We start from the raw sequence: 24230 nt of genomic DNA, 5'->3' as shown, positions 1-24230 counted from the left end.
AGAAAAGGCCCTTAGACAGGGCCTTTTTTATTTTTCGAATTTTAGGACCTGTTAGTCGATACGGCGGATTTTTGCACCCAGCGCAGACAACTTGTCTTCAAGTTTTTCGTATCCACGATCCAAGTGATAAATACGGTTTACAACAGTTTCTCCACTTGCAACAAGACCCGCAAGCACAAGCGAGGCACTCGCACGAAGGTCCGTTGCCATCACAGGAGCTCCCGTGAGCTGGCCTGGCTTACCGCGCACCACAGCCACACGTGTTTTCGGCGTGATGTCTGCGCCTAAACGAATCAACTCTTGCACGTGCATGAAACGATTTTCAAAAACTGTTTCTGTGATAACGCTTGTTCCGCGCGCCACTGTCATCAATGCCATGAACTGAGCTTGAAGATCCGTTGGGAAAAGTGGGTGAGGAGCCGTCGTGATATCAACCGCGTCCCACGCGTCTGTTTTGAAAACCGTCATCGTATCTTTTGTCGTTTCGATTTTGAAACCTGCTTCACGCATTTTCAAAATCAAAGCCTCAAGATGAGCCGGCACACACTTTTCAACTGTGACTTGGCCGTGCGTAATAGCACCCGCAATCAACAAGGTTCCTGCTTCAATACGATCCGGCATGATCGAATGCTCTGCAGGCTTCAATGTTTCAACACCGTCAATAGTGATGACGCTTGTTCCGTGACCGGTAATTTTTGCGCCCATCTTATTTAGATACTCAGCAAGATCTACGATCTCGGGTTCCTTCGCGGCATTTTCAAGAATAGTGCGACCTTGTGCCAACGCCGCTGCCATCATCACGTTTTCTGTTCCGCCGACAGTCACTGTCTCGAACAAGAAACGCGCACCTTGCAAGCGTTTTGAAGCCGCATGAACGTAACCTTCTTTTTGCGTGATCTCGGCACCCAAAGCTTTGAAACCTTCTAAGTGCAAATCAATCGGACGACTTCCGATGGCACAACCACCCGGTTGTGAAACAACCGCTTCACCGTACTTCGCAAGAAGAGGCCCCATACACAAGAAGCTCGCTCTCATTTTACGAACAAGATCATAAGATGCTTCATACGATTGAAGACGGGAAACTTTCACTCGGAAAGTGTCTCCATCCCAACGCGTTTCACAGCCCAAGCTTTCAAGAAGAGCTGCCGTTGATTCGATGTCTTTAAGCTTCGGAACATTCTTAAAGATATGCTCCCCTTCAGCCAAAAGAGTTGAAAAGAGAATTGGAAGAGCGGCATTCTTTGCACCACTCGTAGCAACCGAACCTTGAAGAGGGCCATTGCCCATAACAACCATTTTATCCATGCTTCACTCCACGAATGATTCTATCATGCCCGGAAAGATCTTTGATGACACTGATTTCGTTAAATATGTTTAGATTTTCATAGAAGGCCTTCATCGCGTCACCTTGGGTCATTCCCATCTCCATAAGTACTAAGGCTGAAGAACTGAGATGCGTCCCATACATCTGGGTCCATTGCTTTAATAAAGCCAAACCTTGATCTTCCGCAAAGAGAGCCGACGCGGGCTCAAACTTACGAACATTTTCTTCTACTTGTGGATCATTTTGAGCGATGTAGGGAGGATTCGAAACAAGAAGGTCCACGTCTGCACGATTTAAAAACTCCCTGTAGACTGACAGCACCGTCTCCTTTTGGGAAGCGTCCGCGTGGACGAAGCGGACTCGCTCCGCCACACCTAAGGCTTCGGCGTTGCGCTTTGCGACCTCAATGGCCTTATCAGAAATGTCGACAGACACAAGGCGCGCGTTCGGATACTCCTTAAGAAGAGACAATCCTAAACAACCTGAACCCGTTCCTAAATCAATAATTCCCAAAGCGGCTTCTTTATCCGTCTGCCACTTCAAAACTTCTTCAACAATATGTTCAGTTTCAGGGCGCGGAATAAGAACCGAAGAGTTCACTTCAAAGCGATGTCCAAAGAAATCACGATATCCAAGAATATAAGCGACCGGCTCGCCAGAGCCACGACGACGAACCAACTCGATCGCAGAATTCGCTGCTGCCGTTAAACGCCCTTGCGCGTCCACGGTGAATGTTCCAACTTGCGTTGTTGAACCATAGGAGCCAGCAGTAACAGAAGTGTTTGCAAGAGAAATAGTTCCAGTAGAAGTAATCGGTCCGCCACTAAGGCCCGTGCCCGTCGCGATATTCGTAACAGTACCACCCGCATTGCTATCCGCAGCCGGAGCCCAATTCGTTCCATCAAACTTCAATACTTGTCCTGTTGTTGGTGCTGTCGCACTCACGGGCTTCGTTTGAAGTTTTGCTACAGTTGGGTTTGGATAAGTACCGCTAAGGTCTCCACCAGCAGAGCCAGTCGGATTTCTCGAGTCAGTAAAACGTGCATCATTACCAGCAGCCACAGTTCCTGCGGCTGTTCCCACATTCACCGTAAGAACGGGTGTCGAAGAACCTGTCGCAACAGATAAGTAAGCATTGGCACTACTAACATTCGTAACCGTACCACCAGAAGAAGTGTCCGTATCATTCGCACACTCCCAACGAGAGTTGGCAGTAATCCACTTCAAGACTTGGCCATCCGTACAAGCAACGTTATTAGGTCGATAAGTAAGATACTTCGAAGCAGCACTATTGATATCACCGTAATCCAAAGTGACAGCACCGGTTTTAGTTGCAACCGAAGTCACGGGGAATGCAATCGCGGAATTCGATGCCGCCGTCAAACGCCCTTGAGCATCAACAGTAAATGTTCCAACTTGTGTTGTTGATCCATAGGAGCCAGCAGTAACAGAAGTGTTTGCAAGAGAAATAGTTCCAGTGGAAGTGATAGGACCACCACTTAATCCAGTACCTGTGGCGATATTCGTAACAGTACCGCCCGCATTCGAGTCATTAGCAGGAGCCCACTTCGTGCCGTCGTACTTCAACACCTGACCTGAAGCTAAACCTGTTGTATCAACATCAACACCTTTGATTTTATTTACGGAAACCGCACCAATAGTTCCACTCACGTCACCTGCAACGGAAACATTGATCGCCTGACATTGGAAAGATCCCGAAACGGAATTCCAATAAGGCGTTTGGTGAGCCGCACAGTTCCCACTTCCGACGGCTGCATTAAATGCCGCCACCGTATGATAGTTACTGAGTGTCGTATTTAAATTAGTAACATCACTCATCGCAATAGCTGAACTCGCCCATTGCGAACCATCATATTTTAAAAAATGACCTGAAGTCGGCGCCGCAGCTGAAACCGCTACACCTTGAATCTTAGCGACAGAGGGATTCGGATATGTACCGCTCAAATCTCCGCCGGCTGATCCTGTCGGAGTGCGAGCATCGCTAAAGCGGGCATCATTCCCGGCAGCCACCGTGCCCGCCGTTGTTCCTACGTTCAATGTTAATTGCGGAGTCGAAGTCGGATTGCTCACAGAAATATAAGAATTGGCAGAGGAAACATTCGTGACCGTCCCGCCGCTAGCACCTGCAACCGCAGAACAGCTAAGAGCCGTTCCATTCCAGGTCAAGAACTCGCCCGCAGCACAAGCAGGTACTCCTGTTTTGACGAAGAAATCATTCTCTGTCTTTGTACCTAATTTCTCGGCGGACTGCGCATAAGCGGAAAAAGGCACAGAGCGAATCTCACTCGACGGAGAAATCACCCGCCAAGCCACGCCATCATGAAATTGCACTTTCAATAAACGAATGTCTCCGGTCGCGGCTGTGTAAGTAGCTCCGCCAAAACAGTTATGAACCTGAGAGTTATTAAAGGCATCGAGCAATGTGAAAAGCGGATCGGCAGGGAAAAGTTTCGCGCCCGAACCGATCGGAACGTCAAAAATCCCTTTGGAATTGACCATATTCACGCCGTCACGTTGTTCGCGATAAATCACGCAAGCGCCATTGGGGCTCGTGATTTCAAAAAGAAAGCTGGTGTTTGCATACTCCAGAGGAGTTCCGTCATCCTTAATGATACGACCTTGATACGTAAGAGCTTTGGGGGCCGCAAAAACGACGCCGTTCCAAAGAAGAAAAAATGCGAGTACCAGATACGTACAGTGTTTCATATGATGTATAACTTATCGGCTTTGTCTGAATTTTGATGAAGGGTCCGGGTCTTAAAAGCTTCAAAAAGAGACAAGCTCAGGCTCACATTTCAAAATTACGCCACGCAGTGTTGAGGCTTTAGTCTTGCTTTAACCCCATGCGTTGGAGTTAACCTATCAAAGTCATTATTAAATTTCGTTAACATCGTGAAGGATCAAGCGACCGTGAGTAAGATTACTAAAAGTAGTACCGCTGAATATTTTGCGAAGAACCTCCAGCAAGTGGGTTTCTCTTCTCCTTTAAAAGCCGTTTTAACGACTTTGAAGGAAGCCGTAGACAACTCTTTGGATGCATGTGAGGCAGCGGGCATTTTACCTGATCTTTTAATTGAAGTTTCTAAAGTAGGATCGGGATCAACTAAAAATACTGATTTAATTCGCATTGTTGTCGAAGATAACGGGCCGGGAATTGAAGGTGAAGACCTTGCCAAAGTTTACGGTGAGTATCTAGCTTCGTCTAAGTTTGGCCGCGGGCAATGTTCTCGTGGACAACAAGGTATTGGTATCTCTGCAGCGACGACGTGGGCACAAATGACAAATGCTCGCGGGGTTAACGTTGTCTCTAAGACTAAAAAAATGCGTAAAGCCATCGCCGCGCAAGTCGACGTGGACATCAAATCCAATACAGGTGTTTTAAAGAATAAAGAAACTTTGGATTGGGATCGTGAACACGGAACGCGCGTTGAATTCGTTCTTGATGGACGTATTCAATTGAACGGCGACGGCGGTATTGTGACATATATCGAGGGCACGATTCTTGTGAATCCTCATATGACAGTGACATATAAATTGATGGAAAACGATTTCGTCACTGTGAACCGCGTGAGCCAAGACGTTCCGAAGGTTCCAGAGGCATCTTTGCCGCATCCTCATACGTTCAAATTGGGTGAGTTCATCACGCACTCTACTTTGTTCGGTAAAACAACTCTTTCGAAGTTCTTGAAGACAGGTTTTTCGCGTATTTCCGATCAGTCTATCTCTGATTTCGTGAAGCACGGATTGCCAAAATCCCTTCTTGAAAAGCCTTTGACGTCTTTGAATGAAGAAGATTTCAAAAAAGTTTTCCAAGCGGTGCAAAACACCGAATTGATGTCGCCTTCCACGAAGTCTGTTTTGACTGTGGGCGAAGAGGCTCTTTCCAAGTCCATCACTCGTTTGGGAGAGATCGACTTCTTCGCGGTTGTGACTCGTAAACCGACAATTTGTGACTTCAAACCTGTGGTTGTGGAAGTCGCTTTGGCGCGTTTTAAAGACCGCAATCAAGAGTCGGATTCTCCAGTGACATTGTTGCGTTTCGCGAACCGCGTTCCGTTGCAATTCGATAAATCTGGTTGTGCGATCACATGGGCGATTGAGTCTGTGAACTGGAAGTCCTATGGTTTGGGACAACCTAAAGACAGTCTTCCTCTAGGACCTTATATTTTCGCGGTTTCTATCGTGTCTCCGTTCATCAAGTTTAAAAATGCTTCGAAAGAAACAATTGATGCTTCTGAAGAATTGGTGGCAGAGATCCGTTTGGCGTTGATCCAAGCCGGTCAAAAGCTTTCTCGTCACATCAAAAAAGAAGTGAAAGAGGCGGATCTTGAAAGAAAACTCGCGCACATCGAGCAGTTTGGTCCCATCCTTGTAGAAGGTTTGGCAAGCATCATCAAAGCTCCGGAGTCTCGTAAGAAAAAAGCCGAAGAAGGTTTGCGAAAACTTCTAGGTCGCGACTCTGAAGAAGCGATGGCAGATTTGGAAGCGGCAGAGTCTAAACTTCTAGAGCAGAAAAAGCGCGAGAAGAAAAAAGGCATTGATCATGGCGATGAAGAAGAGATTGATGTGATCACTTCTGAAGAGCTTGTTGAAGAAGCTTCCGAGCCTCGCGGCACAAAGAAGACAACAACAAAGAAAACTGTAGCTACTACTAAGAAAACGACTGGGAAAAAAGCGTAATGGCAAAACTATTAAGCATTCGCGATTTAAAAATCGATATTCCTAAAGAAGCCCGCATTTTGGCTGACAAAATGTTGAAAGACCTAGAGATGTCAAAGCGCCCTGTTTTAGAGGCGGTAAAAACATCTTTGGACAACTCTTTGTACAATGCGAAAGTGGGCTACCTCACTCCGGGCGACAAAGTTGTTCGCACCGAATTGAACGTTTCGTCGGTTCAAAAACTGGCGCGTGTGGTCTTTATCCTTGAAATCCTTCTTCGCAATCTGGATGTGGGAAACGTCAATACGAAGCGTGAGCTTTACTACATCTGTAAAGGTGAGATTAAAGGCAACCCTCGTTTGAAACCTTTGGATTTCGAAGATCAACCGGAATCAGACGCGATCATCGATTTCATCGGTGACATGTTGGAAGTCTACCGTGAAGAATTGAACGTTTTCGCCAATGACCGTGGCGGACAGACTTACTCGCAACAACTTGTTGTGACGGAAACTCTTCCGGACGGTGACAAAGCGATCATTGATCTTTCGACGTTGGGAACTTCCCCGTTCCAGCCAAAAAACAAACCCCAGGCTTTGAAGTTGAAGGCGAAAAAGAAAATCGACTTCTGCTTGATCGTAGAATCTGAAGGTACGGCGAATACCCTTGTAACGATGGGATTCACAAAACGTAACAACTGTATCGTGATGGGTGCTCAAGGGGTTCCTTCGAACGGTGTTCGTGGCTGGGCGAAGTTGATTCAAGAAGAGTTGGACGTGCCAATGTTCTTCTTCGGAGACCTCGATGCGTACACATTGCAAAACATCTATCGTACGTTGAAAGCCGGTTCCGCGGCCTCTTTGATTCGTAACGCCGATTTCTCTGCACCGAACGTGAAATTCTTGGGCGTATTGCCTGAAGACGTGAAGAAATACGATCTTCCTCACTACAAAGTGAAAGAGTCGGATCCAGCAGAAGCGCGCGCTTTGAAAAAAGCGAAAGATGCTTTGGAAAACGATCCATTCTTCCTCGACAAGAAGAACAAAAACTTGGCGGACATCCTGCGCTGGTTGATCAAAGAAAAAGTCCGTTGCGAGCAACAGTCTTACTTCTCCGTCGATCCAAAAGATCCAATCAAAACAGAAAAATTGATCCTCGAAAAAATCAAACGCGGATCATACGTTTAAAAAAGAAAAGGGACCGACAAGGTCCCTTTTTTCTTCCTAATACCGAACGGAGCCTTTTCCGTTATTCTTTTCATTTGCAGTTAGCAGTAGGTAGCATTCTTGCTTGCGCTCCCTTTAAAAAGGTGAGTGATTACAATGCTTTTGCGGCTTCATAAGGTCGGTCTTGTTCATTACCACTTAAAAGTGGTAGAATTGTCGGGACTCGAAAAAGCTCTTCTAAAAAGACTGGCGGGAAAGAAATGAAATATCATTTTAAAGTCCATAAAGAAAAAGAGGGTGGTTTTTGGGCCGTGTGTATGGAACTCAACGGTTGTTATACACAAGGTGAGACAAAAGAGGAGCTTCTAAAAAATATGTCGGAAGCCTTGAATCTTCATCTGTCCGAGCCTCAAGACTCCAATATTATTTTTCCTTCACCGCAGAAGAAAATTTCCGGAAGAAATGTATATGAAGTTGAGGTGGACCCATCTGTCGCCATTGCCAATCGTATTCGCGAAATTCGTTTGAAAAGCAAACTCACGCAAGTGGCGATGATGGAAAAGTTAGGTATTAAAAACCTCTCAAACTATCAACGGCTTGAAGATCCTAAGCGTGCAAATCCTGAATGGAAGACTTTGGTGAAAATCAAAAATGCTTTTCCCAGATTCCATCTTGATGATCTTGTTGATTAACCGCCGTGCAGGAATACACAAACTCTCTGCTTAGCTAAGGATTCGGGAAGATTCATAATATGTGCTCCTCTTTCTAAGGAGATTTTTATGAATGTTGTTGGGTGGTTTGAAATTCCTGTTAATGATTTGAATCGTGCGACGAAGTTTTATGAAGGCGCCTTCGGCGTGAAGATGAAGCCGATGGAAAGTCCGCCGTACAAAATGTCGATGTTTCCCTTTCAGGATCACGATGAAGGGGCTACGGGCGCTTTGATTCAAGGCGAATATTATAAGCCTTCGCATTCAGGGACTGTGGTCTATTTCAGTGTTAAGAGTATTGAAGACACGATGAAGAAGATCCTCGCCCAAGGCGGTAAGACAATCCTCGAGAAAAAGAGCATCGGGGAGTACGGCTTCATTGCGATGTTCGAAGACTCTGAAGGCAATCGCGTTGCACTTCATTCCATGAAGTAACCGGTATTTTGAGAAAAGAGGCCGGTGATTTTTTCAGTAAGCTTTCACTTGGCCTCTGTCATCTTGAATTAAATGCATTATAAGCAATTAATAGCCTCGGAACGTTGAGTTTTTAGCCCGCCGCTCTTATAACCATGGCTACCAAAAGCCTATGAAATTACCGAAGATTTCTCTGAACCTTAATAAGTCCGTCGCTCTGTCAGCTCTTCTGCATGGAAGTGCGTTTATCGTGGCGTTGGGTTTGGCGGTTCCCGAGGTCTCTCCGCTTCCGGTCGGCGTGGAGTTGATGTACGGAGACGGTGGAGAAATAGCAGCTCCTAAAGTCGAAGAGATCAAGACACCGAAGGTCAAAGCTCCCGTTGTCGCAGACGACTCTGAAGGTCCTGCAATTAAAACAAAAAAATCACAATCGCAGCCAGAGCCGCAACAAACTTCTTCAGGCAAGGTGGCAGGTTCCCTTCAGGGAGCTTCCGATAAAGGTGCTTTGCAGGGGCGTGAGGGTGTTGCGAACGGCAGCGAAGTCTCTCCGGAAGAACGCTACCTCTACGAAATTAAAAAACTTCTGGAGCGTCGTAAACGTTATCCTGTGATGGCGAAAAAAATGGGTCAGACGGGAAAAGTAACAATGCGTTTTACTCTCGCGGCGGACGGCTCTTTAGTTACAAGCGAAGTGGTTGAGAAAACACCGTATGATTCTTTGAACCAAGCCGCTCACGATCTTGTGAAAGGCATCCATGGTATGAAGCCTTTCCCGCAAGAGATTCAACGAACCACGTGGGTCATTACTGTACCAATCGAGTACGTTCTTAATTAAAAAAGCTGTGAGGTTCTCTCACAGCTTTTTTTATTTATCTTGTGATGCCTTGAAAATTCTTACAGTAGTAAACATTGAAGGTGCGTGCATGAATGCCGTGACGGAAGGTTTTGAGCGTTTCCTTCTGACAGTCATCCCATTTTGCCCACTCCATCGGATCCGCAGGATATTTTTCAGTGCTGACGAAGATCGCGTCTTGGCCTTTGAGATTGTTCATTTCCTCGGGTGATTGCATGACCGTGTAGTGACTGACTGTCGAGCTCAACATGTAAACTTTTTGTTTCGTTCCCCAGGTTGTTTGTGCGGTGTTTTCATAGCGGTGAGCCGCGATGAAAGGCTTACGTCCGCTCTCCGCGTGGATTTCGCGCTGACGGCGATTCACATAGCGGCCGAGCTCCTCCCAGCCGGTGAATTCATTACTGAAATCATAAGTTGTTTTCCATTCTCCGTTAGGATTGAAAAGCTTGTAGGCTTTTGGAATCCATGGATAAGCAAAAGGTGTGTAAGCAATCAAAGTCAGAGGAATAAAGAACGCCAGAATGCCCCATGTATAAACTTTGCTGCGCGCCTTAACGATACGCTTTTGCCCCCATCGCAAACCTTGCGACCAAATGAAGCCGGCTCCCATCAACAAAAGGGTGAAGGCCGCACCCACCCAGTGAGGTTTGTATTCAGCAAACAACGGCTGCGGATAAAAAATCGCGACGGAAGGAACCGTTAAACAGAATAAAAATCTCCAGCGCGCTTCTTTGATTTTCACCATCGACGTGATGAAAGCCAGCACCAGCATCACGTACAAGAATGGTGTATAGAACAAAAGCTGAGCCGCAAAGAACGTGAACCAGCGATTCACGCTGAACTCGGTGCCGGTGTGGCGGTCGTGGAATTGATATTTAAATCCAGGCCACTCGTGCATGTGGTTCCATGCAAAGATCGGCATACACAAAGCAGTGGCGATGAGGAAGCCCACCCACGGCCAAGGTGTCAGAAGATCTTTACGGCGCGACGGAGTGGCTAAAAGATAAAGACCAAACCCCGGCGCTAACAACGCAATAATAAATTTGGAGTTCAGACCGAGACCCATAAGAACACCTAACCACAACCAGGTCTTTTTTATGCTCCAGCGTTTTGAGTCCTCACGCACGCCTTGCCAGAAGACGTAAGCCGCGCCCACCCAGCACAGCATGAACGGTGGCTCCGGTGAAGCGACGTAACCGCCAAAGCCCCAAAGCGGAGACCACAAAATCACAAAGCCAACAAAGATCGCCGCCCAATCATCAAAAAGATCGCGTGTCAGTTTGTAGAGAAGAATAACTGTTCCAACAAAACACAGAAAGCTCGGGAAGCGCACGCCCAGATAGGTGTCGCCAAAAATGCTGGTCGAAAGAGCTTCCAGCCACGCGATCATAGCCGGGTGGTCAAAGTAAGAAAGCTGCAACCATTTTGCCCAGGACCAGTGATAAGCTTCGTCGTCAATCAAGCCAATGCTGAGAGAGAAAAAAGCGCGGAATAAAAGCGTCAAAATGAAGAGAAGAGTGACTTTCTGCGATGTACTTTGTTGCTTCCAAAACTCACGAATCACGGCTGTTTCCTTGCTCTGAAAATGTCAAAGCTCAGTCCTAATATTTCATGGCGCGCAAGGCAACAGATCCGCTCTATGACTGATTGTGTAAATTGAAGCTTTCTTGCTTCACAGGCCTCTCAATGAGAATCTTCGTGAATGAAATGGTCCCTGCTCTCAGTTATTGGTTTTCTTGTTTTTTCAGGATGTCAAAACTTCCGTTATTACGATCCTAAAAAACCTCATCACGGAAAAAATCAATTTCTGAATAACTATGACAATCAACCGAAAGCGAGTTTCTGGAAATGGCAGTGGGAGCGTTTGTGGACCAATGCTCCTGAAGAACCCGTCTTTGCCCCGGAGATTGTAAAAACCGACACCGCTTTTCTTCGCGCTAATAAAGCGCATAACACGCTGACGTGGGTCGGGCATGCGACAAGCCTGGTGCAAGTCGAGGGTGTGAATATTTTGATGGACCCGATGTTCTCTGAAAGAGCTTCTCCGGTGAGCTTTGCGGGGCCGAAGCGTTTGGCGCCATTGCCGTTTGCTCTGGCGGAGTTGCCGCCGATAGATGTCGTCATGGTTTCGCACGGTCACTATGATCACATGGATTTGCCGACGTTAAGAGAACTGCAAAAGCGCGGCGAAGGAAAAACAATGTTCCTGGTGCCGTTAGGGGATGCGGAACTGATGCGTTCGGAAGGTTTGACGAACGTGCAAGAGTTGGACTGGTGGGAAGAAGTTAAAATTCAAAATATCTCTTTGGTTTTTACTCCGGCTCAACATTGGACTCAACGCAAACTTTTTTCTCGCAACCAAAGCCTGTGGGGCGGTTGGCTGGTCAAAGCTCCGAGCTTGAAACTTCTCTACACTGGAGACACCGGTTACTCGAAAGACTTTCGGGACATTCACGATAAGTGGGGCGACATCGACGTGGCGCTGATTCCGATCGGAGCTTACGAACCACGCTGGTTTATGAAACAACAACACGTCAATCCGGCTGAGGCGATTCAAATTCATCAGGATTTGCACGCGAAACTTTCCATTGGCGTGCACTGGGGGACATTTCGTCTGGCCGATGAAACAATGCTGGCGCCTTTGGAGGACTTGCACAAAGCCCTCGAACAACGGCGCCTCGGTCCGGAATCTTTCCGTGTCTTGAAGCACGGAGAAACTTTGCGTTTATAAAAGACATATTTAGAAAACAGGTAGGACACATATGCAGAAATATCGTATTGAAAAAGATTTGCTCGGAGAAAAGAAAGTTCCTGCTGAAGCTTATTATGGAATTCACACGCTGCGTGCGATGGAGAACTTCCAAATTTCAGGACAGAAGATCGGTGAAAGTGAGCACTTCATCCGCGCTTTGGCTTTAGTTAAAAAGGCATGCGCTTTGGCGAATATGGAACTTGGAACTATTCCTAAAGATATCGGTCAATCCATTGTGGAAGCGTGCGAAGTGGTGCTTAAAGATCCGAAAAAATGGGGATTGCAGTTTCCTTCCGATATTTTTCAGGGCGGCGCAGGCACGTCCATCAACATGAACGCCAACGAAGTGATTGCCAACATCGCTTTGGAAAAACGCGGTTTGGAAAAAGGCACGTACTCTGTCATCAATCCCAATGATCACGTGAATAAGTGTCAGTCGACGAACGATGCGTACCCAACGGCGTTCCGCGTGGCTTTGTATGAACATCTGGATGTCGCTGTCGAGGCTATCGACGAGTTAGCGAAAGTTTTTGATGCCAAAGGCAAGGAATTTAAAAATGTTTTAAAGATGGGAAGAACGCAATTGCAAGACGCGGTTCCTATGTCTTTGGGGCAAGAGTTCAATGCGTTCGCCACTCTTTTAAAAGAGGACAGCCGTCTGATCAAGAACGTGCAAAAACTGATTCTTGAAGTGAATTTAGGTGCCACCGCGATCGGTACCGGGATCAATGCTCCAGAAGGTTACGCCCCGTTGGCCGTCAAGAAATTGGCGGAAGTCACAGGCTATGACTTCGTTCAGTCGGAAGATCTGATCGAAGCGACAAGTGATTGCGGCGCTTATATTATTATCTCAAGCGCCCTGAAAAGAACGGCAGCGAAGCTTTCGAAAATTTGTAATGATTTGCGTTTGCTCAGCTCCGGTCCGCGCGCAGGTTTAAAAGAAATCAATCTGCCGGAAATGCAGGCGGGCTCTTCGATCATGCCGGCGAAAGTAAATCCTGTGATTCCGGAAGTTGTGAATCAAGTGGCTTTCAAAGTGATCGGCAATGATTTGGCGATCACTCTGGCTGCAGAAGCGGGCCAGCTGCAACTCAATGTCATGGAGCCGGTTATTGCCTCCAGCATTTTTGAATCGTTGAATCTGTTGATTCATGCGTGCTCTACTCTGGGCGAAAAATGCGTCAAAGGAATTACAGCGAACGAAGCGCGCTGTCGGGATTACGTCATGAACAGTATCGGAATTGTGACATATCTGGATCCTATTATCGGTCATGATGAAGGGGACAAGATTGGCAAGATCTGCGCGGAAACAGGTCGCAGTGTCGCGGATGTGGCTCTTGAAAGAGGCGTCGTCACGCAGGCCCAGTTGGACGAGATTTTCTCTTTCGAAAACCTGATCAATCCGAAATACATTGGCAGTTTAAACAAGTCATAGAAAGCCGCCGTCTTCAAACGGCGTTATTCTTTGGGAGGCGCGTCCTTCCAAAGAATTTGCGGATTGGCGATCACCACGCCAATCAGACTGAACAGACATCCTACGCCTGTTGCTTGCAAGCGCAACAGAGGCGTGTGCAAATCTCCGCGCTCCAAATAGGGCATATCAAGCAACAACAAAACCATCACTGACATGACCGCGGAACCCAGCCAATAGCTGCGGCTTAAGGCCCATGGTCCCCAAAAACTGATAAAGGCTAAGACGGGAATGGCAATCCATGGAGAATGAATTGTAAAGATCAAAGCCTCTGCCAACAAAACACCGATCAAGGTACCAAAGAATCTTTGAATATTGCGATAGATGCTGGCTTTGGGTTCGGGGCGCATGATGATCAACACTGTGCCGACAGCCCAATAGCCGTGATTCATTTTAAAATAGTCGACAATAAACAGGCTGGAGAGCACGCAAAAACTGTAAGCAAAAGCATAAAGGTGGCGATGTTTCTCAGTTGTTAAACTGTCTTTAAGCGCTTTGCGCAGACGGGCAAAGGGATTGGGATTGTGTCTGCGAATAAATACCAGACAAGACAAGATCACGACGACGCAAAGATATCCCAGAAAAGCGTACAACAGAAGCGGAGCAAGATATTGCATTCGCACTCCGGTGTATGTTCCCGCCAGCACCTGAAATGTTCCAAACAAAACGGCTCTTTCCAGTTCGGCCCCTTTGGCCGCTGAAAGTCCCATCCAGTAAGTTAAACAAAGCAAAATCGGAAACAAGAGCAGAGGATGATTGTGCGTGAGCACACCGAGAAGCAGTCCCCCCAGCATAATCAGAAAAGTCAAAGTGATGACCCAAAGACGATGGCCTAAGGTTCCAAGATGATCATTAAGAACCAAGAGAAATCCAAACAGCGCACCGAAGATAGAAATCGGCAGTTGGTTTAAAAAAAGTCCGACCATCAAAGGAATAAAAGTTGCGAAAGCGGAAACAACCATACGCGGCCAAGGAGAAGGAACGGGATTTATTCTTAAAACTTCTTCAAGATGGCCACGCAGATTCATAATTCGATTATAGGGGCTTTTTTACCATTGGACACCAACAAAACTTCAGTAGGGGAACTCAAGGGGCCGAACCATTTTTTGTAGAGAGCTTTGTAGGTGCCATTCTTTTTTATTTTTTCAAAACTGCGTTTCCATTTCTCAATGATGTCTTTGTCGGTGTTTTTGGAAAACGCAAAGTAAAGCGAGCTGTGTTGCAAAGACGTCACTTTTTTTTGCGCGTCATAAGGATAACCCGCCTCTTCCGAAATTCTGTGAATCGCCAGGACGTCGTCACAAAGCATATCCACACGCCCAGCCATAAGCATTTTTAGTCCGCTGATCGATGAGTTCACCGGAACGATCTTTTTGTAACCGTTATCTTCGAGCACTTTGTGAAAGGCTGTTCCTCTGTGAACAGCGACAGAATAATTTTCTTTCACATAGTTTAAATCAGAAAAACTTAGATCCGCAGTGCGACGAGTATAAATGGCGATCTCGCCGTTGGCGATAGGTCCCAGCAACGTGAAAAGCTGTTCACGCTCTGGAGTTCTGACGACTGTGAAGAGCAAAGTATTAGGCCGGGTTTTAGCAACGTGATAAGCGCGAGGCCAAGGAAGCACTTCGATAGGATCGCTTTCACCCATTTCTTTTTGAATAAGATGTGCAAGCTCTACAGCCATGCCTTGTGCTTGGCCTTCTTTTTCATAAGTAACAGGAGGCCAGTTCTCTGTGACGATCCTCAGTGAGTTGTCAGGAAGAGCCAGGCTCGCACTGGCGAGAAGATGAATAAATATAAATAACAGAGCCTTTGCCATGTGTTAAGATTAACACAAGACAACACTAACAGTGAGTTACCTTTATGCCAGTTTTAACAAACCTTACTTCATCTCATGTTCCTGTGAAAATCTGGGCGCCCGAGGCGGAGATTGAAACACAGGCAAAACAACAACTACAAAACGTGGCGTCTTTACCTTTTGTGTTTAAACATGTTTCGGCGATGCCCGATGTGCATTTGGGAATAGGAGCGACTGTGGGAAGCGTTATCGCCACGAAAGGCGCCGTGATCCCGGCAGCGGTCGGTGTGGACATCGGCTGCGGCATGATTGCGGCTCGCTTAAATATAGAGCCCGATCGCGTTTTGCACGACTTAGATCGCTTGCGCGCCGGCATAGAAGCGGCGATTCCTGTCGGCACTGAATCTAATACAAGACTCACATCTCGCGTGCAGGAATGGTCGGGCTGGAAACATGCTCCTGAACTTGTCTCCCTTCTTCGCTTAAAAGAAAAAGCCGCATTGCAGTTGGGAACATTAGGCGGCGGCAATCATTTCATCGAAATTTGTACGGACGCGGACGGTTCGGTATGGGTGATGTTGCATTCGGGTTCTCGAAACGTCGGTAAAAGTCTCGCCGAAGAACATATTCGCCATGCAAAAGGTGAGATGAAACGTTTAGCCACGAAGTTGCCCGATCCCGATCTTGCGTACTACGTGGAAGGAACGCCTGAATATGAAAACTACATGCGCGATTTAGAGTGGGCGCAAGCCTATGCTTTGGAAAATCGCGAAGAGATGTTAATGCGTGTCCTGGATGTGATTTCTCATCACGTGGGCATGAAAGGCGCCCCTGTGCCATTTTCAATGAAAGTAAATTGCCACCACAATTATGCCACTCGTGAAGTGCACTACGGAGAAAACGTTTTAGTGACTCGCAAAGGAGCGGTTCGTGCAGCGCAAGGGGATATGGGAATTATCCCGGGCTCAATGGGTGCACGTTCATATATCGTGCGCGGTAAAGGCAATCCGGAATCGTTCAACAGCTGTGCGCACGGTGCGGGGCGCAGAATGTCGCGCTCTGAAGCAAAAAGAAGATTCACGGTGAAGGACCTGATTGAAGAAACGGCCGGGGTTGAATGCCGTAAAGATTTTCACGTTGTCGATGAAATCCCGTCGGCGTATAAGGACATCGATCAAGTGATGCAAAACCAGCGTGACCTTGTCGAAGTTGTCGCGGTTTTAAAACAAGTTCTCTGCGTAAAAGGTTAAAGCTTGGACCCTTTAATTGTTGGCAAAATTCTCTGGTAAAGCGATGTGCTGCTCATACAGCATCACACCGCTTTGTGGAATACGTGTCGCGATGACTTTCGCAAGATAGTCTTTAAAACGATACTCGGTCGTTACGGCATTCAGATCTTTTGTAAAATCATGAAAAGAAAAACTTTCAGTCTTGCGACTGGGCTCCCCGAGGCGCAGCTTGAGTTGCTGGGAAATTCTTCTAAAGAGAGCAAAAGCTTGTTTGCTTTCCATTTTTCCTTGAAGGAATCCAACAAAGATCAAACGGTCGTAAGCATCCAGCGCGAAATCCAAATCGCCGATAGGACCTTTAAACGGCCGGCCCAAAGAGGTTAAAGAAATATTTTTGCACTTATAGTACACGTAACCTCGTCGCGATTTTTCGCACGTGAATCGGCGATCGCGCATCCAGCGCAAAAGCTCGGCTTCATTGGAGCGGTTCAACGTTAGGCCCCACACTGTTTTTGTGGGTGCTTGCGAAGCGCCGCGTATCTTGACCAAGGAATCGTGACGAAGATGATCCAAGCCTTGGGCTGTCAAGAAGTCGGTGGGACAAGAGGTGCCAAGCCAGGTCAGCACCTTCATTGCAAAAGGCGTTTGTCTTAAAGAAGGTGTGTGAAGAAATCCGACAAAGCCCGCCGCGAACCCAATCAACAGAAGAAAGATGATGGCGAAGGTTTTCACAGTCCGACCACATCCTCTTTCATGCCGATAAGGATCGGTGCGATTTGATGAATGTCATGTTGTTCGACGCCGTTGGCTTTCAACACATCGACAGCGATCATTAGAAAGCGATTCCAAGCTTCTTCCGAGATGTTTAAACCCTTGTGAATTTTTCGCATGCTGAGGCATTGATAACCCTCTGGAGGTGCATTTCGAAACTTGGACCGGCCGGGATAGACCGTGGGGCCGCCCAATAAAGAAACCAATTGCAAATCCAAACAACTTAAAAGGCGATCGGGTGTCACGTGGCCTGGTGTCCCCACGACACCGAAATAGGGAGCGGTGATCGGGTCCACTAAAAGCGCGTTACCCAAATCATTGGCAAGTTTCATGACCGTCGGATAGCCGCCGTATTTTTCATAGAGGTTTTCGCGCACGGAAACTTCCTGCGCAGATTTTTTGACATTTCCGTAAACGGTCAGCGTAACAAGTGCGCCGCCCACAAGCAGAGCGGTGATGAAAAGATTGCGAAACATAACAACCTCCACAGTCCCTCGCCAAAAAGGCTACGCCAGTGACACTGTGAAGGGGATATGTTTTTTTAGACTCGGAGGTTAGTTGCGTTTCTTTCTTGCTTGATGACGGTGTTCTTCATGCCAACTTTTTCTTTCCGCAAGAATTTGGTCTTTAGGCATTTCGACCTTTGGCAAATTTTGTAGAGTGGCACGCAGCTGAGAGTGCAATGGCAACAAAGTGGAACCCGTCATCAACATAGCACGGTACTGTTTGTTAAATTCGGAGCTTTCATCCTGCTCGAACAGCATTCTTTCAATTTCCGCACGCGCTGTGGAGACGTGCTGGTCTGTGATAAAATCCAATTCGGTCATGATATCGATATCGGCCATCAAAGATGTCAAATCACGCAGCCAGATATAACGTTCTGCTGTCATAAGAACTTGGAACCATTCCGTAGGAGCGGCCTCGTAGCCGACTTCGCGATCGAATTCATGTTTTAGAGAGTTGAGAACTTCTTTTTGCAGAGCCCAGAGGGCTTGTCTTACTTGAAGGGCATTGGATTGGTGAGAATTCATGGCGGAGCTCCTGTTTACCGACAAAAGCAGATGGTATCGCAAATTTCTTAGGATGACATCTACTTTTGCCTTAGGAACCCCGCCTCTTGGGGATTTTTTAACTAGCGGCAACGTCTCCATTGCAAGTGATAGATAAGGCCGGAAGAAATATCGGCGCTATCTACTGTTGCCAATGTTTGTTCGCTGCGCGCGTTAGATTGGGCCATCATGGATGTGTTGACACGCAAGTTCACACTCGCACCGCACGGAGTCCATACCATGGCGCTTGCGATAAGACCGTCAGACACTGTGTAAACATCTGAAACCGGGCCCACGAAAGTTCTGGAAACGCGAGGTCCACGCGCACCAGCCCAGAAGTATTCCGCATCAAAGCGTGACATACCACCGCGAGGCACAGAGTTGAAACCGCGGTAATCCACTTGGAAAACGGCGACACTATATCCGGATGGAACTTGCACAGGAACAGAGATGTTACAAGATTTACGATCTACACGGCGACCACCACCGGCTTCGGCGACGTAGTTATCAAACAAGATACTCACAGCGCTTTGATCCGGGCTGAGTGTCACACTCGCGGTTCCCGCAGGACAGCCGGTGCCGCCATAAGCTGGTTGGCCCAGACGAATTTGATTTGCTTCCGCTTGCAAACTCCACATGGATAAAATTCCGGCAAGAGTTAAAAGTACTTTCGATTTCATGGTTCCCCCTTTTTGTGATTTTTATTTTCACAGTTTTGTTTTTAAATAATTCGTTTCTAAATTTTATTTTTAAGGAAAGCGTGGTGGTCGGCCGTTGCCAGGATCCCGTGGGCGCGGGTTGCGCGGATCTGTTGGCGGTTGACCGGGACGTGGGCCGTTCGTTGGCGTGCACTGTCTCCATAAAAATTGATATCTTTGTGACTGAACTTGTCCGTCGATGCTGTCCAGTGTGATTTGCGATTGGACCAAAGAAGAGAGATTGAGATTACGAGCCATCAGGTATGTCGTAATAAACAATGTCTGATTAGGATCGTTACTGCATGGCGCCCAGGGAGCGACACGCGGATCAATTTTATGGCTGATAAAATAGTTGTCGTTATAAGGACCGCGGAACTCCTGTGCACGGAAGTTGTAAGTGCCGCCATTTTCGTAACCGGGTCTTTCATTGCGAGGTTTACTTCCATCAAAAGAATAAAGAGCTTGATGTGTCACCATGGTGCCGGCCTCTGCATAAGCAAAACCGCGATAGTCGGCAGAGACCACGGCGAATGTCCATCCGCGCGGAACATAAAATCGCACGCGCAATTCACAGTTAAGGCGGGCGATAGGTCTATGCATTGTGGATTCAGCGATAAAATTATCTAAAAGAAGAGAGAAGGCCTGGCCGTCAGGAGAAATTGTAGCGTTATAAGAACCGATGGGGCAGCCACTACCGACGGCCTGAATGTCTTGAACGCGTACTCCCGGTGGCGTTTGTGCCTGTGCCTGAAGTGAATTGAAAAACAAAACTCCGATGAATGGTAATAAAGTTCGCCAGTGCCAGATCATGTGGTTTCCCCCTCAAGAACCGGTGACAATCGTCACCTGCGAAGGGGTATAGCAAGGGCTGGGCCAGAAACTTTGGTGGCAGGATGGCTCCGTTGCCCTGTTGACACTTTTATGTTATTTCTAGGAACACGCGTTATCGGAGAAAGTATGTCAGAAACTCAGGGCTATGCCTTTAACCATACAATGTTGCGAATTCAAGATCCTAAAAAGTCTTTGGAGTTTTACACACAAGTTTTAGGTATGAAGCTGGTACGTCAGTTGGATTTCCCGGAGTGGAAGTTTTCATTATTTTTTATGGCCTACGTTCCCGAAGGCACGGAAGTTCCCAAAGAAGGGGCTGCAAATGCCAAATACACTTTCGGCAGAGAAGCTGTCTTGGAGCTCACGCATAACTGGGGAACGGAAGAGCTTGAAAAAACACCGTACCATAACGGCAACACCGAGCCGCGCGGATTCGGCCATATTTGTATTTCCGTTCCTGATATTAAAACGGCTTGTGAACGTTTCGAAAAATTAGGAGTTTCTTTTCAGAAGAAACTCGGCGAAGGCGGGATGAAGAATATCGCTTTCATTAAAGATCCGGATCAATACTGGATCGAGATTGTGCAGCCAGGTCTTTTATAAAATGAAAAATCGCTGGGCGTTGTTATTGAGAAAAATAGTTCTGCAAGCCGTGTTGCTCTTTTTCGTGAGCAGCTTGGGCTTCGTTCTATTATATCGATTCGTCCCGGTGCCATTGACGCCATTAATGGTCATTCGCTCTGCTGAATCTATCTGGGGAGAGCAATTCGTAGGGATTCACAAAGACTGGGTGCCTTTAGAAGATATTTCTCCCTCTATGCAAAGAGCCGTACTGAAAGCCGAAGATTATAAATTCTTCGAACACAACGGTTTTGACTACGACGCCATTCAAAAGGCGATGAAGTACAATCAAACGCACAAACGAAAAAAAGGCGCGAGTACGATCAGCCAGCAGACGGCGAAGAATGTGTTTCTCTGGCCGCATCGCGATTGGATTCGCAAAGGATTTGAAGCGTATTTTACCGTTCTCATTGAGTTTGTCTGGCCGAAAGAGCGCATCTTGGAAGTCTATCTGAACGTGATTGAGCTCGGCCCCGGTGTGTACGGAGTGGAAGCGGCCTCCCAAAAGTACTTTAAGAAAAGCGCGAAAAATCTCAATCCTTATCAAGCTTCTTTGGTCGCGGCCGTTTTGCCAAATCCTCGCAAGTTCCGTATTGATCGTCCGTCGAATTACATTGTCGGTCGTCAGCGTCGTATCTTAAATCGAGTGGCACCTGAAATGCCCAAGTCCGCGGATGCCTCGTTGCTTGATTTCCTGGATCTCAAGTTTGATTCCGACGACGAAGAATAGTTAAAATCCTTCCATGAGCTCTAAAGTCAAACGCCGCAAGATGATTGATGCGATCGAAAGAAGAGGATGTCTTCTGGTCTATCCTTTAGAGAACCGCAAAGAGCCAGCCAGCCTGTGGTCCGAGCTTTATCCGCGCACAAAAATGCGCTGGGAGTGGGATCAAGAAGGCGACAACCGTGTTGCTGAAATGTGGGTGATGCGCGAAGAGCTTTCGCGCAGTCAGGAAGTGGTTTATGCGAAATGGTTTCGCGGGCGCGCGACGTTCTTTTCAAAAGAAGTGTTCGTCTTGCTTCTGGCATTTTTAGGAAGTTCTCAAGGGCGCGTGTCTTTGGCGAAGTCCTCGCAAGAGGCGCTGGACAGTTTTCTTTTGGACTCTCCGCAATCAACGAAAATCATCAAAGAAAATCTGGGCTGGCAGGGGAAGATGATGGAAAGCCACTACAACCGTTCCATGAAACCGCTATGGAATTATCTTTTTATCGTCGGTTGTGGCGAGGTCGACGACTCGAGTTTTCCGTCTCTGAATATGGCGGCGACTCAGAATTACTTTGAAAATCTGTGGTTGCAATCGCAAGAGATCACTCCTGAAGACGCAGAGAAAAAACTGCTCCGCATCTTGGGTGAAGATAATTTATTTTTTAAATACGCGAAAAAATTAGCCAAGGCTTAGTCTTTGACGTTCGGACTTTTATAGCGCCAAAACTGCGGCAAACAAAACGCCGTGATAATCACAGCCACAGCACAGATGGTTCCTCCGACAGAGATACTAAACGGCACTGACACTTTCGAGGCCATCCAGCCGGCACGCGCATTTCCCAAAAGAGGTCCCGACATATAAGAAATCATTTCGATTCCGGAAAGGCGGCCGCGCAAATCGTTGGGTACTGTTTCATTCCAAATGATGCCGCGGAAAAGACCGCTCATCATGTCGGCGGCTCCCGCCAAAGCAAGAAACGCCAATGCCACCCAAAGATGAGAAGCATATCCGACGCCAATAATAAAGACGGCCCAAAGGGCGGCGGCAATCACGACGGCTCTTCCGTGATGAAAAACTTTCGCAGTCCAACCGCTAAAGAGGGTCATGACAAGGGAGCCGACAGCCATTGCGGAAAAGAGCAGCCCCGCGGCGGAGGCTCCGCCCCAGTTTTCCGCCATCGAAGGAAAAAGAGCAACGGGAAAGGCAAAAACCATCGCGACGATATCGACGACGTAAGTGCCGACAAGTTCAGGTTTGGAAATCGCGTAACGAAGACCTTCTTTCGCGTCGATCCAAGGCGAATGTTCTTTCTTGTCAGGGTCGGGCATTGACGACATCAAATACAAAGCAATGTAAGCGGCGACAAAGGTGACGAGATCGAAAAGGAAAGCTCCTTTTATACCAAAACTTGCGATCAGGACGCCCCCCAAAGCGGGACCGACAATCGCGCCCGTCGCATAACGAAAGCTCCCGAGAGCTCCGACGGCGGCGTAGTCCGATTTATCAACAAGCTTCTGCGTAAGCGCATCCATCGCCGGGCGGTGGAACCCCAAAACACCCTGGAAAATAGCCACGAGGATAAAGATCAAAGGCACCGACGGCTTGTCCTTCCAGGCATTCAGTGTGAGACCTAAAATCAACAGACTTAACAAAAATTCAGAAACCAAAAGAAGCTTGCGTCGGTTCAAACGGTCAGCGTAAGTTCCACCCAAAATTCCAAAGATAAGAACGGGAAGAAGTTGCACCAGCCCGAGAAGCCCGACAAGAAAGTTGTCTTTGGTCAGCTCATAAACTTGGTAGGGAATGGCGACGTAACTCACCATACTGCCAAGAAACGAAATCATTTGACCAAAGAAGAGCAGGCGAAAATCGCGGTATTTTTTTAGAGGAGCGATGTTAATAAGCATGAGTGAAAACTTAATGGGTCTGCGCCTTCTTGTCAGCTCATTTCAAGCAGCAGATTACATTCTCGTATATTGAGCCATGTTGCAAACATCCGGAGAATCAGTTTCATGAAAAAAATTATATTTGTTTTCCTAACTTTCCCGCTCTGGGTGCAGGCCTCGAAGGACCTTCAGTTTTCTTCAATGTGTGACTCACAAAACGATGTGGTTACTTTGTCGTTTGTTGGCGATATTCTGATCCATAAAATGCTTTACGATGCAGTCGTGCGGGAGTCGCAGCAGTTCTCGCAAATATGGAATGCTACGGATTATCTCATGAAGAAATCGCACTTTTCCGTGGCGAATCTTGAAGGCGCTTCGGCTTTGGGGATTGATAAAAACGGGAAAGACCATGGTGACATCGGTTTTGTGAATGACGGCGTCGTTTATTCCGGCACCGGGTTTTCGTTTAACTATCATCCGCGCATTCTCACCAATCTGAAAAACTCGGGATATGATCTTTTGACATTGGCGAACAACCACTCTTTGGATCGCCGGTCGATCGGAATTGATAAAACGATTCAAGCGGCCCGCCAAGCGGGGTTGCTGACTGTCGGCACACGCATAGCTGCGGAACGAAATGCGACCTTCTACAAAATCGTAACGATACGGCAAACGCGCGTGGCGTTTCTCGGCTGCACCGAAATGACGAATGGTCACGTCGACAGCAACGAACAAATTCTTTATTGCTTCAATTCAGGCGTCATCTTGCCAATGATACGCGAGCTTGCGTCGCGTTCCGACGTTGACGCGGTTGTGGTTCTTCCGCATTGGGGAGTGGAATATACGCACACACCTTCTTCTGCCCAAAAGGAATTCGCGCGAAAGTATCTTGAGGCCGGTGCGTTAGCTGTTATCGGTTCGCACCCGCACGTTTTACAGCCGTGGGAGAAATACGTCACGCGCGACGGTCGCGAAACCATTGTGATTTACTCACTCGGGAATTTCGTCGCAGGCCAAAAGGATCTTTCGCGACGGACCGGTGTGGTTGCTTACTTGGGCTTGCACAAAACGGGAAATGCGCGGGCGCGCTTGGTGGGAGCTGGGTATACACCGACGTATCGAACCGGAACAAAACTGGCACCCATTTCTTCTTCCGGTCCTGCCGACGTTCTTAAACATACGGCGCAAATGTACGGAACCAAAGGGCGGGTGGAGCCGAACCAAGATCTGATTTCCACTTTTTGTCCTTCGGGACGCTAGCTTCCGTTGC

General features: G+C 47.4%; 23 protein-coding genes. 12 read left to right on the top strand and 11 right to left on the bottom strand.

Features of this window, described 5'->3' with window-relative positions; translation table 11 throughout:
• Positions 1–51 precede the first annotated feature (51 nt).
• A complete protein-coding gene (gene murA, locus QJS83_RS08245) occupies positions 52–1305 on the bottom strand; it encodes a UDP-N-acetylglucosamine 1-carboxyvinyltransferase (RefSeq protein ID WP_284608707.1) in 1254 nt (417 codons plus the stop codon).
• Positions 1298–4051 carry a peptide chain release factor N(5)-glutamine methyltransferase gene (gene prmC, locus QJS83_RS08240; RefSeq protein WP_284608706.1) on the bottom strand — a complete coding sequence of 918 codons (2754 nt, stop codon included), beginning with the start codon at positions 4049–4051 and terminating at the stop codon, positions 1298–1300. Before prmC ends, murA begins: the two co-directional genes overlap by 8 nt.
• Before the next feature lie 204 nt (positions 4052–4255).
• Between prmC and QJS83_RS08235 the strand changes: the two genes are divergently transcribed.
• The 5 genes from QJS83_RS08235 to QJS83_RS08215 all read left to right on the top strand — a co-directional run bounded on the left by QJS83_RS08235 (position 4256) and on the right by QJS83_RS08215 (position 9126).
• Positions 4256–6025 carry a DNA topoisomerase VI subunit B gene (locus tag QJS83_RS08235; protein WP_284608705.1) on the top strand — a complete coding sequence of 590 codons (1770 nt, stop codon included), beginning with the start codon at positions 4256–4258 and terminating at the stop codon, positions 6023–6025.
• Complete coding sequence (locus QJS83_RS08230; protein ID WP_284608704.1) at positions 6025–7188, top strand: DNA topoisomerase VI; 1164 nt, start codon at positions 6025–6027, stop codon at positions 7186–7188. The genes QJS83_RS08235 and QJS83_RS08230 overlap by 1 nt, the downstream gene beginning before the upstream one ends.
• Positions 7189–7427: 239 nt before the next feature.
• Entirely contained in the window at positions 7428–7859 is a 432-nt protein-coding gene (locus tag QJS83_RS08225) for a type II toxin-antitoxin system HicB family antitoxin (RefSeq protein WP_284608703.1), read from the top strand.
• Between the two features lie 87 nt (positions 7860–7946).
• Positions 7947–8312: a VOC family protein gene (locus QJS83_RS08220; RefSeq protein ID WP_284608702.1), complete on the top strand. Its 366-nt coding sequence runs from the start codon at positions 7947–7949 to the stop codon at positions 8310–8312.
• Positions 8313–8463: 151 nt separating this feature from the next.
• Positions 8464–9126 (top strand): energy transducer TonB, encoded by a 663-nt coding sequence (locus QJS83_RS08215; protein ID WP_284608701.1) that lies wholly within the window; start codon positions 8464–8466, stop codon positions 9124–9126.
• Between the two features lie 34 nt (positions 9127–9160).
• Here the strand turns inward: QJS83_RS08215 and QJS83_RS08210 are convergent, their stop codons facing one another.
• Positions 9161–10708, bottom strand: coding sequence for an ArnT family glycosyltransferase (locus tag QJS83_RS08210; protein ID WP_284608700.1), 1548 nt, complete (start codon positions 10706–10708; stop codon positions 9161–9163).
• A gap of 138 nt (positions 10709–10846) precedes the next feature.
• On the opposite strand from QJS83_RS08210, the gene QJS83_RS08205 reads away from it, so the two are divergent.
• Both QJS83_RS08205 and aspA read left to right on the top strand, forming a co-directional pair.
• Positions 10847–11875, top strand: a complete 1029-nt coding sequence (locus tag QJS83_RS08205) for an MBL fold metallo-hydrolase (RefSeq protein ID WP_284608699.1) — start codon at positions 10847–10849, stop codon at positions 11873–11875.
• A gap of 31 nt (positions 11876–11906) precedes the next feature.
• Positions 11907–13331, top strand: coding sequence for an aspartate ammonia-lyase (gene aspA / locus QJS83_RS08200; RefSeq protein ID WP_284608698.1), 1425 nt, complete (start codon positions 11907–11909; stop codon positions 13329–13331).
• Positions 13332–13354: 23 nt separating this feature from the next.
• Here the strand turns inward: aspA and QJS83_RS08195 are convergent, their stop codons facing one another.
• Both QJS83_RS08195 and QJS83_RS08190 read right to left on the bottom strand, forming a co-directional pair.
• Positions 13355–14395 (bottom strand): FUSC family protein, encoded by a 1041-nt coding sequence (locus QJS83_RS08195; RefSeq protein ID WP_284608697.1) that lies wholly within the window; start codon positions 14393–14395, stop codon positions 13355–13357.
• A complete protein-coding gene (locus QJS83_RS08190) occupies positions 14392–15189 on the bottom strand; it encodes a substrate-binding periplasmic protein (RefSeq protein ID WP_284608696.1) in 798 nt (265 codons plus the stop codon). Before QJS83_RS08190 ends, QJS83_RS08195 begins: the two co-directional genes overlap by 4 nt.
• A 44-nt stretch (positions 15190–15233) precedes the next feature.
• On the opposite strand from QJS83_RS08190, the gene QJS83_RS08185 reads away from it, so the two are divergent.
• Complete coding sequence (locus QJS83_RS08185) at positions 15234–16418, top strand: RtcB family protein (RefSeq protein WP_284608695.1); 1185 nt, start codon at positions 15234–15236, stop codon at positions 16416–16418.
• A gap of 12 nt (positions 16419–16430) precedes the next feature.
• On the opposite strand, the gene QJS83_RS08180 is transcribed toward QJS83_RS08185, so the two are convergent.
• From QJS83_RS08180 to QJS83_RS08160, 5 genes are all read right to left on the bottom strand, one after another.
• Positions 16431–17129 (bottom strand): hypothetical protein, encoded by a 699-nt coding sequence (locus QJS83_RS08180; protein WP_284608694.1) that lies wholly within the window; start codon positions 17127–17129, stop codon positions 16431–16433.
• Entirely contained in the window at positions 17126–17644 is a 519-nt protein-coding gene (locus QJS83_RS08175; protein WP_284608693.1) for a group I truncated hemoglobin, read from the bottom strand. Before QJS83_RS08175 ends, QJS83_RS08180 begins: the two co-directional genes overlap by 4 nt.
• Positions 17645–17722: 78 nt before the next feature.
• Positions 17723–18199 carry a hypothetical protein gene (locus QJS83_RS08170; RefSeq protein ID WP_284608692.1) on the bottom strand — a complete coding sequence of 159 codons (477 nt, stop codon included), beginning with the start codon at positions 18197–18199 and terminating at the stop codon, positions 17723–17725.
• Positions 18200–18300: 101 nt separating this feature from the next.
• Entirely contained in the window at positions 18301–18897 is a 597-nt protein-coding gene (locus QJS83_RS08165; RefSeq protein ID WP_284608691.1) for a DUF4360 domain-containing protein, read from the bottom strand.
• Positions 18898–18966: 69 nt separating this feature from the next.
• Positions 18967–19725 carry a DUF4360 domain-containing protein gene (locus tag QJS83_RS08160; RefSeq protein ID WP_284608690.1) on the bottom strand — a complete coding sequence of 253 codons (759 nt, stop codon included), beginning with the start codon at positions 19723–19725 and terminating at the stop codon, positions 18967–18969.
• A gap of 147 nt (positions 19726–19872) precedes the next feature.
• Here QJS83_RS08160 and gloA point away from each other — a divergent pair, with 147 nt between their 5' ends.
• Genes gloA through QJS83_RS08145 form a run of 3 tightly spaced genes read left to right on the top strand, consistent with a single transcriptional unit; the run spans position 19873 to position 21767 of the window.
• Entirely contained in the window at positions 19873–20349 is a 477-nt protein-coding gene (gene gloA / locus QJS83_RS08155) for a lactoylglutathione lyase (RefSeq protein WP_284608689.1), read from the top strand.
• A 1-nt stretch (position 20350) separates the two neighbouring features.
• Entirely contained in the window at positions 20351–21097 is a 747-nt protein-coding gene (gene mtgA / locus QJS83_RS08150; protein ID WP_284608688.1) for a monofunctional biosynthetic peptidoglycan transglycosylase, read from the top strand.
• 13 nt (positions 21098–21110) lie between these two features.
• Complete coding sequence (locus tag QJS83_RS08145; protein WP_284608687.1) at positions 21111–21767, top strand: AlkZ-related protein; 657 nt, start codon at positions 21111–21113, stop codon at positions 21765–21767.
• On the opposite strand, the gene QJS83_RS08140 is transcribed toward QJS83_RS08145, so the two are convergent.
• On the bottom strand, positions 21764–22981 hold the full coding sequence (locus QJS83_RS08140; protein WP_284608686.1) for an MFS transporter: 1218 nt from the start codon (positions 22979–22981) through the stop codon (positions 21764–21766). The two genes, QJS83_RS08145 and QJS83_RS08140, sit on opposite strands and share 4 nt — an antisense overlap.
• Before the next feature lie 105 nt (positions 22982–23086).
• Here QJS83_RS08140 and QJS83_RS08135 point away from each other — a divergent pair, with 105 nt between their 5' ends.
• Positions 23087–24220, top strand: a complete 1134-nt coding sequence (locus QJS83_RS08135; RefSeq protein WP_284608685.1) for a CapA family protein — start codon at positions 23087–23089, stop codon at positions 24218–24220.
• The last annotated feature ends 10 nt before the right edge of the window (positions 24221–24230 follow it).

The organism is Bdellovibrio sp. 22V, assembly GCF_030169785.1.
Taxonomy (GTDB): domain Bacteria; phylum Bdellovibrionota; class Bdellovibrionia; order Bdellovibrionales; family Bdellovibrionaceae; genus Bdellovibrio.
This window is presented reverse-complemented; position numbering and strand designations above follow the sequence as displayed.

Coding starts and splice junctions, on each gene's coding strand:
- murA (WP_284608707.1), bottom strand. CDS start 1,305: ATGGATAAAATGGTTGTTATGGGCAATGGCCCTCTTCAAGGTTCGGTT.
- prmC (WP_284608706.1), bottom strand. CDS start 4,051: ATGAAACACTGTACGTATCTGGTACTCGCATTTTTTCTTCTTTGGAAC.
- QJS83_RS08230 (WP_284608704.1), top strand. CDS start 6,025: ATGGCAAAACTATTAAGCATTCGCGATTTAAAAATCGATATTCCTAAA.
- QJS83_RS08225 (WP_284608703.1), top strand. CDS start 7,428: ATGAAATATCATTTTAAAGTCCATAAAGAAAAAGAGGGTGGTTTTTGG.
- QJS83_RS08220 (WP_284608702.1), top strand. CDS start 7,947: ATGAATGTTGTTGGGTGGTTTGAAATTCCTGTTAATGATTTGAATCGT.
- QJS83_RS08215 (WP_284608701.1), top strand. CDS start 8,464: ATGAAATTACCGAAGATTTCTCTGAACCTTAATAAGTCCGTCGCTCTG.
- QJS83_RS08205 (WP_284608699.1), top strand. CDS start 10,847: ATGAAATGGTCCCTGCTCTCAGTTATTGGTTTTCTTGTTTTTTCAGGA.
- aspA (WP_284608698.1), top strand. CDS start 11,907: ATGCAGAAATATCGTATTGAAAAAGATTTGCTCGGAGAAAAGAAAGTT.
- QJS83_RS08195 (WP_284608697.1), bottom strand. CDS start 14,395: ATGAATCTGCGTGGCCATCTTGAAGAAGTTTTAAGAATAAATCCCGTT.
- QJS83_RS08190 (WP_284608696.1), bottom strand. CDS start 15,189: ATGGCAAAGGCTCTGTTATTTATATTTATTCATCTTCTCGCCAGTGCG.
- QJS83_RS08185 (WP_284608695.1), top strand. CDS start 15,234: ATGCCAGTTTTAACAAACCTTACTTCATCTCATGTTCCTGTGAAAATC.
- QJS83_RS08175 (WP_284608693.1), bottom strand. CDS start 17,644: ATGTTTCGCAATCTTTTCATCACCGCTCTGCTTGTGGGCGGCGCACTT.
- QJS83_RS08170 (WP_284608692.1), bottom strand. CDS start 18,199: ATGAATTCTCACCAATCCAATGCCCTTCAAGTAAGACAAGCCCTCTGG.
- QJS83_RS08165 (WP_284608691.1), bottom strand. CDS start 18,897: ATGAAATCGAAAGTACTTTTAACTCTTGCCGGAATTTTATCCATGTGG.
- QJS83_RS08160 (WP_284608690.1), bottom strand. CDS start 19,725: ATGATCTGGCACTGGCGAACTTTATTACCATTCATCGGAGTTTTGTTT.
- gloA (WP_284608689.1), top strand. CDS start 19,873: ATGTCAGAAACTCAGGGCTATGCCTTTAACCATACAATGTTGCGAATT.
- mtgA (WP_284608688.1), top strand. CDS start 20,351: ATGAAAAATCGCTGGGCGTTGTTATTGAGAAAAATAGTTCTGCAAGCC.
- QJS83_RS08145 (WP_284608687.1), top strand. CDS start 21,111: ATGAGCTCTAAAGTCAAACGCCGCAAGATGATTGATGCGATCGAAAGA.
- QJS83_RS08140 (WP_284608686.1), bottom strand. CDS start 22,981: ATGCTTATTAACATCGCTCCTCTAAAAAAATACCGCGATTTTCGCCTG.
- QJS83_RS08135 (WP_284608685.1), top strand. CDS start 23,087: ATGAAAAAAATTATATTTGTTTTCCTAACTTTCCCGCTCTGGGTGCAG.